Here is an 11,893-nt window from a genome sequence, read left to right as displayed (position 1 = left end):
CTTTTAAAATCATCGGAATTACATTTATTCATACCGAGAATTGATAGACTTTTTTATCGCGCAGCAGTTCTCGCAAGAAACGTCGGAATCATCCGCTATCCGGAAAAACCGATTGCCGTCACGCAACAAGCGACTGGACGTCACGCGCCCAAGGCGATACCAGGCCGCTGCACCAGGCGGCAACGGATACGCACGCAGCTGCGCTGGCGAGCGTCGCCAAGATGTCCCGGAAGATGCGTTCGCTCGCGTCGAGCGCGCATCGCGAGGCGCTCGGCGAGGCAGCGGAATCGCCACGCGCAGGCGCTGCGATGTCGCGTCGGATGGCGGCTGTTTTGCGCTCAGCGCGCCAGTTGCGCCCGCCCGGCCGCGGTCAGCACCGCCACCTCGCGTTCGCCGCGCGTCTCCACCCGGATCCAGCCCGGCCCCGCACGCCCGTCCAGGGTGGCTTCGCCCAGCCAGGCCAGGGTCCGCAGCAGCACGCTCATGCGCACGCCAAGGCGCTTGCACAACCGCGCCAGGGCGACGCCTTCCGGCTCCGGCGCCAGCGCTTCGAACAGCGCCTGGGTCAGCGCCGGATCAGCGGACAAGCGCCACGCCGATGTCGCGCGGCACCGCGTCGGCGGCCTCGGCCCGGTGCGGGGTCACCAGCACCGGGATCGACTTGGAGGTCGGCGTGCGCGCCTCGTCGGCGAAGCTGGACAGCGGCACCAGGCCATTGGTTTCCGGGTAGTAAGCGGCCAAGCAGCCGCGCGGGATGTTGTACGCGACCAGCAGGAAGCGCCGGGCATGGCGCTGCACGCCATCCTCGCCGAGGCTTTCCAGGTCCACCCAGGCGCCGGGCTGCAAGCCCAGGTCGGCGATGTCGGCGGCGTTGATGAACAGCACCCGGCGCTCGCCGAACACGCCGCGGTAGCGGTCGTCCAGGCCGTAGATGGTGGTGTTGTACTGGTCGTGCGAGCGCGTGGTGGCCAGGGTGAACACTGGCTGCTGCGGGTGCTGGCGGCGCGCGCGGTGGATCGGGTTGTCGGTCGGCACCGCGTGCACCTTGAACACCGCGCGGCCTTCCGGCGTGTCCCACACGCGGTCGCGCGCGGTGTTGGACAGGCGGAAGCCGCCAGGCACGCGCACCCGCGTATTGAAGTCGGCGAAATCCTCGAACACCTGCGCGATCAGCTCGCGGATGCGGTCGTAGTCGGCGACCAGCCAGCGCCAGCGGATCGCGCTGCGCGTGCCGAGGGTGGCCTCGGCCAGGCGCGCGACGATCGCCGGCTCCGACAGCAGTTCCGGCGACGCCGGCGGATTGATGCCGGCCGACAGGTGCACCATGCTCATCGAATCCTCGACGCTGACGCTCTGCGGCCCGCCTTCCTGGATGTCGATCTCGGTGCGGCCCAGGCACGGCAGGATCAGCGCGTCGCGGCCGTGCACCAGGTGGCTGCGGTTGAGCTTGGTGGTCACGTGCACGGTCAGGTCGCAGCGGCGCAGCGCGCGATGCGTGGCCTCGGTGTCGGGAGTGGCGGTGGCGAAGTTGCCGCCCATGCCGAAGAAGGTCCGGGCGCGGCCGTCGCCCATCGCCTCGATCGCGCCGACCGTATCGAAACCGGAGGCGCGCGGCGGCTCGAAACCGAACACCTGCTGCAGCCGGTCCAGGAACGCGGCCGGCGGCTTCTCGTAGATCATCATCGTGCGATCGCCCTGCACGTTGCTGTGGCCGCGCACCGGGCAGGCGCCGGCGCCGGGGCGGCCCAGATGGCCGCGCAGCAGCAGCAGGTTGGCGATCATGTGGATCGTGGCCACCGAATGCTTGTGCTGGGTGATGCCCATGCCCCAGCAGGCGATCAGCCGTTCGGATTTCAGGTAGATCTCGCCGGCATGGCGCAGCTCGGCCTCGCTCAGCCCGGATTCCTCGACGATGGTCGCCCACGGCTCGGCGATCACCTCTGCAGCGAAGGCATCGAAGTTGGCGGTATGCTGGGTGATGAACTGCAGATCCAGCAGCCGCGGTTGCGCCGCGCGCGCGGCCTCGGCATCGCGCTCCAGCACGTGCTTGATGATGCCCTTGACCGCGGCCAGGTCACCGCCGATCTTCAGCTGGAAATAGTCCGAGGAAATCCGCGTCGAACCGTTGTGCAGCATCTGCAGCTTGTCCTGCGGATCGGCGAACTTCTCCAGGCCGCGCTCGCGCAGCGGATTGAACGACACGATCGCCGCGCCGCGCTTGGCCGCCTGGCGCAGCTCGCCGAGCATGCGCGGATGGTTGGTGCCGGGGTTCTGGCCGAAGATGAAGATCGCGTCGGCCAGTTCGAAATCGTGCAGCGACACGGTGCCCTTGCCGACCCCGATCTGCGACTCGAGCGCGGTGCCAGACGGCTCGTGGCACATGTTCGAACAGTCGGGGAAGTTGTTGGTGCCGAACTCGCGCACGAACAGCTGGTACAGGAACGCGGCCTCGTTGCTGGTGCGCCCGGAGGTGTAGAAGATCGCCTCGTCCGGCGAGGCCAGGCCGTTGAGGTGCGTGGCGATCAGCGCGAACGCGGCGTCCCAGTTCACCGGCACGTAGTGGTCGCTGGCGCTGTCGTAGCGCAGCGGATGGGTCAGCCGGCCCTGCCCTTCCAGCCAGTAGTCGCTGTACTTGGCCAGTTGCGTCACGCTGTGCTGGGCGAACAGCTCCGGCGTGGCGCGGCGCGCGGTGGCTTCGGCGGCCACCGCCTTGGCGCCGTTCTCGCAGAACTCGAAAGTCGAGGTGTGGTCGCGGTCGGGCCAGGCGCAGCCGGGGCAATCGAAGCCGTCGGGCTGGTTGGCGTGCAACAGGGTCTTGGCCCCCTGCACCGCCACGTCCTGCTGCAGCAGGTGGCTGGCGACGGCGCGCAACGCGCCCCAGCCTCCGGCCGGCTGCGTATAGGGTTGGATGGTCTTCTTGCTCATGCGGGCTCTCCGGCGTGCTCGGCCTGGTGCAGGCGCTGCGGATGGCTGTAGACGACGTAATCGTGGTCGCGGGCGAAACCGATCAGGGTCAGGCCGGCGCTGTCGGCCAGCGCGATCGCCAGCGCGGTGGGTGCGGAAATGGCCGCCAGCAGCGGGATGCCGGCCTGCGCCGCCTTCATCGCCATCTCGTAGCTGGCGCGGCTGGTGACCACGGCGAAGCCGCTGGCCGGGTCCAGGCCGACAGTAGCCAGTGCGCCGATCAGCTTGTCCAGTGCGTTGTGCCGGCCGACGTCCTCGCGCGCCAGTTGCACGCATCCGTCCGCGTCGGCCCATCCGGCGGCGTGGGTGGCGCCGGTGATCGCGTTGAGCGGTTGCTGCTGGCGCAGCTCGCGCAAGGCCCGCGCCAGCGCCGCGGGCGCGATCGCGGCGCCGGCCGGCAGCGGTTGCGGCGCGCGCAGCACCGCCTCGATCGATTCGCTGCCGCACACCCCGCAACCGCTGCGGCCATGCAGGTTGCGGCGCCGCGCCTGCAGCGCCGCGGCATGCGCGGGCGGGATTTGCAGTTGCAGCGACACCCCTTCCAGGAAGGTGTCCACGCTGGCGATCCGCAACTGCGCCGGCTCCTCGACGATGCCTTCGCTGAGCGAGAAGCCCAATGCGAAATCGTGCAGGTCTTCCGGAGTGGCCATCATCACCACGAACGGTTCGCCGTTGTAAGCGAACGCCACCGGCACCTCGGCCGCCACCAGGTCCTGGGTGAGCGCGGTGCGCCCGTCGCGATGACGACGCACGCCGCGCGCGACGGCGCCGGGCCGGGAAGACGCACGCGAGTCCATGATGACGCCTCCCTCCCGCAACTTCAGTGGAACAGCACGAACGCCTTCTGCAAGGTGACCCAGATGCCCCACAGCATCGGCACCGCGACCGCCAGCCAGGCCAGCGCCACCAGCAGCGGATTGCCGCCGTGGCCGACCTGCGCCAGCTGCGCCGCATCCAGCGCCACGCCGCCGTTGCTGCCGACTTTTTCGTGCGCCAGCTGCTTCTCCGCGGCCAGCTCCTGCGCGGTCATGAAGTGCCTGGCTGCCACCGGCCGCACCAGCAGGTTGCAGATCAGCCCCAGCACCAGCATCACGGCCAGGATGTACATGGTGGTGTTGTACACCTGTGACGGCGGCACGCCCAGGTCCAGCTGGTAGTCGCGCATATAGCCCACCACCACCGGGCCGAGGATGCCAGCGGTGGCCCAGGCGGTCAGCAGGCGGCCATGGATCGCGCCGACCATCTGCGTGCCGAACAGGTCGGCCAGGCAGGCCGGGATGGTGGCGAAGCCGCCGCCGTACATCGACACGATCACGCAGAAGATGCCGACGAACAGCGCGCTGCCGCCGACCTTGCCGGCCCAGGGGGCGGCCGCAAACAGCGCGATGCCGAGCACGAAGAACAGGCTGTAGGTGTTCTTGCGGCCGAGCTTGTCGGACATGCTGGCCCAGAAGAAGCGCCCGCCGATGTTGAACAGGCTGAGCAGGCCGGTGAAGCCGGCGGCAATGGCGGCGATGGCCGCCAGCTGCGCGGTATCCAGGCTGCCGAAGCCGGCATCCACGCCGATCAGGCGGCCGCCGAACACTTCCTGCAGCATCGGCGAGGCCATGCCGATCACGCCGATGCCGGCCGACACGTTCAGGCACAGCACGCCCCACAGCAGCCAGAACTGCGGAATGCCCCAGACCTTGCTCACGTGCACGTGGTGGGCGGTGATCATCGCGTTGGCGCTGGCCGTCGGCGCGGTCCAGCCGGCCGGCGTCCAACCGCTCGGCGGCACCCGGTAGCCGAACGCGCCGGCCATCATGAACACGAAATACAGCGCGGCCATCACCAGGAAGGTTTCCATCACCCCCACCCAGGCCGGGCCGGCGAAATGGCGCATCAGCGCATCGGCCAGCGGGCTGCCGATCATCGCGCCGCCGCCGAAGCCCATGATCGCCATGCCGGTGGCCATGCCGCGGCGGTCCGGGAACCACTTGATCAGGGTCGAGACCGGCGAGATGTAACCCAACCCCAGGCCGATGCCGCCGATCACGCCCGAGCCCAGCCACAGCAGCCAGATCTGATGCAGATGGATGCCCAGCGCCGAGATCACCAACCCGCCGCACCAGCACAGCGCCGAGACCACGCCGGCCTTGCGCGGCCCGGCGCGTTCCAGCCATCCGCCCCACAGCGCCGCCGAGCAGCCCAGCAGCACGAAGAACAGCGTGTACATCCACTGCAGTTCGCTGATCTTCCAGTCGCAGCTGGCCGACACGATGCGCGCCAGGAAGCCCATGTCCGCCGGGCACGCCACCACGTCGGTGACCCCCAGCGCCTTGGACAAGGGCAACCAGAACACGCTGAAGCCGTAGGCCATGCCGATGCACAGATGGATCGCCAGCGCCGCCGGCGGCACCAGCCAGCGATTGAAGCCCGGCCCGGCGACGATGCGTTCCTTCGACAGCATGCCGGCCTGGGCGATGTGCGCGGCAGTCGCCGCGCCGTTCAAGTTGCTCATTGGGTTGCCCTCACAGCGCATCGGCTTTTTATGGGATGAAGCGCATATTGCAGACACGACGACGCGTGGCGAGCCTAGTACAAAAGCACGATGGCGCCGAGCGTCGGATGGTCTAATAATCGGCTGTAGAAAGCCGATTGCGAGCCGCAACCCGCGTGTACAAGGTGACCATCCAGCCGCAGTGGGAACTGCACACCGAGGATGGGCAGCGCCTGCCGCCGCGGCTGGCGGAACTGCTGCTGGCGATCCGCGACACCGGCTCGCTGGCCGCGGCCTGCCGCCAGACCGGGCTGTCCTACCGCTATGCCTGGGGCACGCTGCGCGAGGCGCGGCGCCTGTTCGGGCAGCCGCTGCTGCGCGCCGACGTGCGCTTCATCCATCGCCAGCTCCGCTCGGGCACGCGCGTGTTGCTGGAATGCCTGGTGGCGCAGCAGAGCCTGCCGCTGCGTGGCCTAAATGGCACCGACATGGAGGAACTGACCCACGCCGCGGTCGCCGCCTACGTCGCCAGCGGTCTGGCCGATGCCGGCTTCGGCCTGGAACCGCCGGCGCTGCGCTATGGCATGGCGTTCATCCCGATCGTCAGCGAGCGCTATTTCCTGCTGTGCCGTCGCGCGGCGCTGGACAGCGGCCGCCTGCCCCCCCCGATCGTGGATTCGCTGCGCAGCGATAGCTTCCAGCACGAACTCGGCCTGCTGCCCGGCTATGACGCGCACGACTGCGAGGGGGTGCAGGCGCTGGCGCAGGCGTTTGCCGGGTTGGCGTGAGGCGTGAGGCGGGATTGGGGATTGGGGATTGGGGATTCGGAATTGGGGCGCCGAGGCGCTTGCGCTTTGACGCTTCCGTACTGCGCGTGGGAGGGACTTCAGTCACGACGCTGTTACCGGCTACGCCTGTTCGGAACCAGGACGCTCTGGCAAATTCGCAAGGAGGAAGGCAACGCACACCGGCACGCCAGCAGCGCAATTGCGCCATTTGCGAGCAGGGTCGGTTAGGCTTTGCGCCCTTGCGCATCCGAAACGTTCCCATGCCAATGCCCATGTCGCTTCGCGTCGCCGCCGCTGGCTTCCCGTTGCTCGCCACGCATGGCGCACGCGCCGCCGACCTGCCCGCCGACGTGCTGCGCCAGCTGCCAGCCGGCTACCTGCCGCTGCAACAGCTGCGCACCGATCTCGACGGAGACGGCCGCGCCGACTACCTGCTGGCGCTGCAGCAACGCGGCGAAGCCGAGCGCTAACCAGCGCCGGCACGGCCGCTGCTGATCTTCGTGCAGCAGGCCGACGGCCACTACCGGCTGGCCGCGCGCAACGACCACGTGGTGCTCAAGCGCGACGACGGCGGCCAGTGCGATCCGTTCACCGACAGCGACGATCCGTTCGCGGCCAAGGGCCGCTATTTCACCGTGCAGAACGGCGTCTCCTGCGGCCAGCACTGGACCTACTTCATCACCTTCCGCTACGAACCAGAACGCAAGACCTGGCTGTTCGACAAGCGCATCCGCCAGAGCTGGCAGCTGAACCCGGATCCGGCGCCGGGCGCCGATGCGTTGAAGAAGACCGCGGACAAGGTGGATGCAGCCGATCCGAAGCATCCGCTTACCTTTGCCGAGTACGTGCCGGACTGAGTCCGCGCGCAACCGGCGCGCACGCCCTGCAACTGAGCCGGACGTAGCGAAGGCGTTGGCTGCAACCGGCAGCGTGCCAGATCGAGGTGCTCGCTTGCGGCCGCCGTCCGGGGTCTTTCGCCCCGCCCGGCGGCGGCTGCCGCGTCCGAATCCGGCCAGCGCGGCGCCGCAACGGCGCGCACGCTATGCGCTCGATCTTCTCTTGGAGCGCACATGTCCAGCTTCGTCTGCATCGGCCTGCCTGCCGCGCCGTTCGCACCGCTGTTCGCACTCGATGATGCGCAGTTGCATGCGCACGGCGCGCGCCGCGTCCGCGCCGACCAGACACCGGGCTTCCCGTGCCGGATCAGCCTGGAAGACGCGCAACCCGGCGAGGAACTGTTGCTGCTGCACTACCTGCACCAGCCGGCCGACACGCCATACCGCGCCGCCGGGCCGATCTACGTGCGCCGCCACGTGCAGACCGCGATGGTGGCACCGGGCCACGTGCCCGACGCGATCCGCAGGCGCTTGATCTCGCTGCGCGGCTACGCTGCCGACGACATGCTGCTTGCCGCCGACGTGCATCCCGGCGAAACGGTCGCGGCGGCGATCGCGCAGGCCTTCGCCGATCCGCGCGTGCGCTACCTGCATCTGCACAATGCGCGCCAGGGCTGTTTCGCCTGCCGCGTGGAGCGGGTTTGAATTCGGGACTCGGGACTCGGGACTCGGGACTCGGGACTCGGGATGATGTCCCGGGGTAAATCGATGTCAAGCGATTTGATGCAAAAAGGGTCGATTTTTTTAAAAAAAAAGCGGCTTTTTTTTGCAGCTCCGGCGCAGCTGCTTTTTCTGTAGGAGGGGCTTCAGCCCCGACGCGTTACCGGTAAGGCGTCGGGGCTGAAGCCCCTCCTACAGAAAAGCAGAAATGCGCCGAACTTGCGAAAATCCCGAGTCCCGAGTCCCGAGTCCCGAGTCCCGAGTCCCGAGTCCCGAGTCCCGAACTAAACGGCCAAATTGATCCAAGTCGCCTTCATCTCCGTGTACTTGTCGAACGCATGCAGCGACTTGTCCCGGCCGTTGCCCGATTGCTTATAGCCGCCGAACGGCGCGGTCATGTCGCCGCCGTCCCAGTAGTTCACCCACACGCTGCCGGCGCGCAGCTTGCGCGCCACGCGGTGCGCGCGGCCGATGTCGCGGGTCCATACGCCCGCGGCCAGGCCGTAGTCGCTGTCGTTGGCCATGCGCAACGCATGCGCCTCGTCGTCGAAGGCGATCACCGACAGCACCGGGCCGAAGATCTCCTCGCGGGCGATGGTGTGCTCGTGGCCGACCTCGTCGAAGATGGTCGGCTCCACGTAACAGCCGCCGGCGACCACCTCCACGCGCTTGCCGCCGAGCAGCAGCCGCGCGCCTTCATCGTTGCCGCGTGCGATGTAATCGAGCACGCGGTGGGTCTGCGCCTCGTCCACCAGCGCGCCCATCGCCGCGTCGTCGTCGAACGGATGCCGCGGCTGCAGCGCGCGCCCGGCGGCGACCACGCGGGTGACGAATTCATCCTTGATCGAGCGCTCCACCAGCAGCCGCGAGGCCGCGGTGCAGACCTCGCCCTGGTTGTAGAAGATCGCGCCGGCCGCGGCCTGCGCCGCCTGCTCCAGGTCCGGCGCATCGGCGAACACCAGGTTCGGGCTCTTGCCGCCGCATTCCATGTAGGCGCGTTTCATGTTCGACAGCCCGGCGCATTGCAGCAGGCGCTTGCCGACCGCGGTGGACCCGGTGAACACCAGTCCGTCCACGTCCATGTGCAGCGCCAGCGGTTCGCCGGCGCTCTTGCCGAAACCGGGCACCACGTTGAATACGCCGTCCGGGATGCCGGCCTCGGCCACCAGCTCGGCCAGGCGCAGCGCGCTCAACGGCGATTTCTCCGAGGGCTTGAGCACCACCGAATTGCCCGCCGCCAGCGCCGGGGCGATTTTCCACGCGGCCATCAACAGCGGGAAATTCCACGGCACGATCGCGCCGACCACGCCCAGCGGTTCGCGGGTGATCAGGCCCAGTTCGTCCTGCCCGGTCGGCGCCACCTCGCCGTAAACCTTGTCCAGCGCCTCGCCGGTCCAGGCCAGGCAGCGCACCGTGGCCGCCACGTCCACGCTGCGCGCGTCGCGCACCGGCTTGCCCATGTCCAGAGACTCCAGCAGCGCCAGCTCGTCGGCATGCTGTTCGACCAGTTGCGCCAGCTTGATCAGTATCTTCTTGCGCTGCGCCGGCCTGGCCTGCGACCAGTGCCCGGCATCGAAACTGCGCCGCGCCGCGGCGACCGCGCGCGCGATGTCCTCGGCCTCGCCCGCGGCGACCCGGCCGAGCACGCGGCCGTCGATCGGGCTGATGCAGTCGAAGGTCTTGCCGCTGGCCGCGTCGACGTAGCGGCCGTCGATGAAGGCCTGGGTGCGCAAGTGCAGCGCGGCGGCCATCGCCTGCCATGCGTCGCGGGTGCGGGGTGCGTTCATCGGAAGCTCCGGGTCGGGAGGAAGGAACGGATCTGCGTGGCGTGCGGTCGCGGCAAGGCGGGAGCGCGCGCCGCGGCGCAGGCGGCGCTCAGAACGTGGCCGGGGTGTTGGCGCTGACGATCACCACCGCCTCGCTGCCGACGTTGCGGAACCGGTGCGGCACCCGGCTCTCGAAATAATACCCCTCGCCGGCACGCAGCACCCGCACCTGCGCGCCAACGGTAATCTCCACTTCGCCGGCCACCACCACCCCGCCTTCCTCGCCCTGGTGCACCAGCATCGCGCTGCCGGTGTCGCTGCCCGGCGGCATCACCTCGCGCAGGATGCACATCTGCCGCTGCGGGCGATGTTGCCCGACCAGGTAGTAGTGGATGCCGTCGCTGCCCACGTCGGGCAGTTCGTCGGCAGCATAGAACGGCGCATCGGCTGGGCCGATTTGCAGATCCTGGGTGAAGAAATCGGCCAGCGAGATCGGGATGCCGTCCAGCACCTTCTTCAGCGAACTCACCGACGGGCTGACCTTGTTCTGCTCGATCAGCGAGATGGTGCTGTTGGTCACGCCCACCCGCTTGGCCAGCTCGCGCTGGCTCAGCCGGTGGGCGGTACGAACCCGGTGCAGGCGGGCGCCGATATCCATCGCGTGATGAGGACAGCCTTGAAGGTGTTGCCGGATACTTTACACAGCCGGTCCGCGCGGTCAATTTGCCAGGCGCCGTGTGCCGGGGGCGGCGGCGGCGGCGGCGCCTGGACCGGCGTGCGGCGGCGCCATTTCCGCCTGATCGCGCATCGCAACGCCGACGGCGCGGCCACCCGGACGCGCCAGCGGCGCAACGCGGGCGTTGCCCCTGCCACCGCAGGCCGGGTTGGTGTAAAGTTTTTTCAACACCCCTTTCGCGTGGAGCCTGTGATGCGCCCCGAGCCGCCCTCCTCCTCCCAGGCGCTGGCCGATCACTATGCGGCCCAGGCCACGCAGGCGCCCGAGAACATGGACGCGTTCTGGATGCCGTTCACCGCCAACCGCCAGTTCAAGGCATGGCCGCGGCTGCTGGCCTCGGCCGAGGGCATGTACTACCGCAGCGTGGACGGGCGCCGGATCCTCGACGGCACCGCCGGGTTGTGGTGCTGCAATGCCGGACACGCGCGGCCGCGCATCGTCGAGGCGGTGTCCCGGCAGATCGCCACGCTGGATTTCGCACCGAGCTTCCAGATGGGGTCGCCGCTGCCGTTCGTGCTCGCCGAACGCCTGGTCGAACTCGCCCCGCCCGGTCTGGATCACGTGTTCTATACCAACTCCGGCTCCGAATCGGTGGACACCGCGATGAAGATCGCGCTGGCCTACCACCGCGCGCGCGGCGAGGGCCAGCGCACCCGCTTCCTCGGCCGCGAGAAGGGCTATCACGGGGTCGGCTTCGGCGGCATCTCGGTCGGCGGGCTGCCCAACAACCGCAAGGGGTTCGGGCCGCTGCTGCCCGGCGTGGACCATCTGCGGCATACCCTGGACCTGGAGCGCAACGCGTTCTCGCAAGGCCTGCCCGAACACGGCGTAGAGCTGGCCGAAGATCTGGAACGGTTGGTCACGCTGCACGACGCCTCCACCATCGCCGCGGTGATCATCGAACCGATCTCCGGCTCGGCCGGGGTGGTGCTGCCGCCGCACGGCTATCTGCAGCGCATCCGCCAGCTGTGCGACAAGCACGGTATCGTGCTGATCTTCGACGAGGTGATCACCGGCTTCGGCCGCGTGGGCAAGGCTTTCGCCGCGCAGCGCTTCGGCGTCACCCCGGACCTGATGACGACCGCCAAGGGCCTGACCAACGGCTGCGTGCCGATGGGCGCGGTGTTCGTCTCGCGCGCTATCCACGATGCCTTCGCGCACGGCCCGGCCGGCGCCATCGACCTGTTCCACGGCTACACCTATTCCGGCCACCCGCTGGCCTGCGCTGCGGCGCTGGCGACGCTGGACACCTATGCCGAAGAGCAGCTGTTCGAACAGGCCATCGCGCTGGGCGAGGACTGGCAGCAGGCGATCCACGCGCTGAAGGACTTGCCGCACGTGATCGATATCCGCAACTTCGGCCTGATCGGCGCGATCGAACTGGCGCCGCGGCACGGCGCGCCCGGCGCGCGCGCCTACGAGATCTTCGAGCGCTGCTTCCACGAGGGCGACCTGCTGATCCGCGTCACCGGCGACACCATCGCGCTGTCGCCGCCGCTGATCGTGGAGCGCGAGCACATCGAGCGCATCTTCGCGGTGCTCGCCGACATGATCTGCAGCACGCCCTGATCCCCGCCCTCACCTCAAACCCGCTCCGCGCT

The 11,893-nt window shown here is 68.8% G+C and carries 11 protein-coding genes; 5 read left to right on the top strand and 6 right to left on the bottom strand.

Annotated elements, in window-relative coordinates:
• Window positions 1–338: 338 nt before the first annotated feature.
• From ISN38_RS17885 to ISN38_RS17870, 4 genes are read right to left on the bottom strand one after another with little or no spacing between them, the layout of a single operon-like run.
• On the bottom strand, window positions 339–587 hold the full coding sequence (locus ISN38_RS17885; RefSeq protein WP_003471240.1) for a hypothetical protein: 249 nt from the start codon (window positions 585–587) through the stop codon (window positions 339–341).
• The gene (locus ISN38_RS17880) at window positions 577–2,925 is read right to left on the bottom strand and encodes an FdhF/YdeP family oxidoreductase (protein WP_047325041.1); all 2,349 of its coding nucleotides are present in this window, start codon (window positions 2,923–2,925) and stop codon (window positions 577–579) included. Before ISN38_RS17880 ends, ISN38_RS17885 begins: the two co-directional genes overlap by 11 nt.
• Window positions 2,922–3,761, bottom strand: a complete 840-nt coding sequence (fdhD, locus tag ISN38_RS17875; protein WP_047325042.1) for a formate dehydrogenase accessory sulfurtransferase FdhD — start codon at window positions 3,759–3,761, stop codon at window positions 2,922–2,924. Before fdhD ends, ISN38_RS17880 begins: the two co-directional genes overlap by 4 nt.
• A 23-nt stretch (window positions 3,762–3,784) precedes the next feature.
• Complete coding sequence (locus ISN38_RS17870; RefSeq protein ID WP_206711950.1) at window positions 3,785–5,467, bottom strand: OFA family MFS transporter; 1,683 nt, start codon at window positions 5,465–5,467, stop codon at window positions 3,785–3,787.
• A 155-nt stretch (window positions 5,468–5,622) separates the two neighbouring features.
• On the opposite strand from ISN38_RS17870, the gene ISN38_RS17865 reads away from it, so the two are divergent.
• From ISN38_RS17865 to ISN38_RS17855, 4 genes are all read left to right on the top strand, one after another.
• A complete protein-coding gene (locus ISN38_RS17865) occupies window positions 5,623–6,234 on the top strand; it encodes a substrate-binding domain-containing protein (RefSeq protein WP_230940303.1) in 612 nt (203 codons plus the stop codon).
• Between the two features lie 272 nt (window positions 6,235–6,506).
• On the top strand, window positions 6,507–6,704 hold the full coding sequence (locus ISN38_RS20505) for a hypothetical protein (RefSeq protein WP_230939150.1): 198 nt from the start codon (window positions 6,507–6,509) through the stop codon (window positions 6,702–6,704).
• A gap of 30 nt (window positions 6,705–6,734) precedes the next feature.
• Window positions 6,735–7,091 (top strand): hypothetical protein, encoded by a 357-nt coding sequence (locus ISN38_RS20500; RefSeq protein ID WP_003471255.1) that lies wholly within the window; start codon window positions 6,735–6,737, stop codon window positions 7,089–7,091.
• A 213-nt stretch (window positions 7,092–7,304) separates the two neighbouring features.
• Window positions 7,305–7,775 carry a DUF1203 domain-containing protein gene (locus ISN38_RS17855; RefSeq protein ID WP_003471257.1) on the top strand — a complete coding sequence of 157 codons (471 nt, stop codon included), beginning with the start codon at window positions 7,305–7,307 and terminating at the stop codon, window positions 7,773–7,775.
• Between the two features lie 299 nt (window positions 7,776–8,074).
• Here the strand turns inward: ISN38_RS17855 and ISN38_RS17850 are convergent, their stop codons facing one another.
• A complete protein-coding gene (locus ISN38_RS17850; RefSeq protein WP_047325044.1) occupies window positions 8,075–9,577 on the bottom strand; it encodes an aldehyde dehydrogenase in 1,503 nt (500 codons plus the stop codon).
• Window positions 9,578–9,665: 88 nt separating this feature from the next.
• Complete coding sequence (locus tag ISN38_RS17845; protein WP_003473023.1) at window positions 9,666–10,214, bottom strand: cupin domain-containing protein; 549 nt, start codon at window positions 10,212–10,214, stop codon at window positions 9,666–9,668.
• A gap of 270 nt (window positions 10,215–10,484) precedes the next feature.
• Here ISN38_RS17845 and aptA point away from each other — a divergent pair, with 270 nt between their 5' ends.
• Window positions 10,485–11,861: an omega-aminotransferase AptA gene (aptA, locus tag ISN38_RS17840; RefSeq protein ID WP_206711949.1), complete on the top strand. Its 1,377-nt coding sequence runs from the start codon at window positions 10,485–10,487 to the stop codon at window positions 11,859–11,861.
• Window positions 11,862–11,893 lie beyond the last annotated feature (32 nt).

This window comes from Xanthomonas translucens pv. undulosa (assembly GCF_017301775.1).
Taxonomy (GTDB): Bacteria; Pseudomonadota; Gammaproteobacteria; order Xanthomonadales; family Xanthomonadaceae; genus Xanthomonas_A; species Xanthomonas_A translucens.
This window is presented reverse-complemented; position numbering and strand designations above follow the sequence as displayed.

Excerpts from the sequence above, each read along its gene's own strand:
- ISN38_RS17880 (WP_047325041.1), bottom strand. The coding sequence starts at position 2,925 with ATGAGCAAGAAGACCATCCAACCCTATACGCAGCCGGCCGGAGGCTGG.
- fdhD (WP_047325042.1), bottom strand. The coding sequence starts at position 3,761 with ATGGACTCGCGTGCGTCTTCCCGGCCCGGCGCCGTCGCGCGCGGCGTG.
- ISN38_RS17870 (WP_206711950.1), bottom strand. The coding sequence starts at position 5,467 with ATGAGCAACTTGAACGGCGCGGCGACTGCCGCGCACATCGCCCAGGCC.
- ISN38_RS20505 (WP_230939150.1), top strand. The coding sequence starts at position 6,507 with ATGTCGCTTCGCGTCGCCGCCGCTGGCTTCCCGTTGCTCGCCACGCAT.
- ISN38_RS17855 (WP_003471257.1), top strand. The coding sequence starts at position 7,305 with ATGTCCAGCTTCGTCTGCATCGGCCTGCCTGCCGCGCCGTTCGCACCG.
- ISN38_RS17850 (WP_047325044.1), bottom strand. The coding sequence starts at position 9,577 with ATGAACGCACCCCGCACCCGCGACGCATGGCAGGCGATGGCCGCCGCG.
- ISN38_RS17845 (WP_003473023.1), bottom strand. The coding sequence starts at position 10,214 with ATGGATATCGGCGCCCGCCTGCACCGGGTTCGTACCGCCCACCGGCTG.
- aptA (WP_206711949.1), top strand. The coding sequence starts at position 10,485 with ATGCGCCCCGAGCCGCCCTCCTCCTCCCAGGCGCTGGCCGATCACTAT.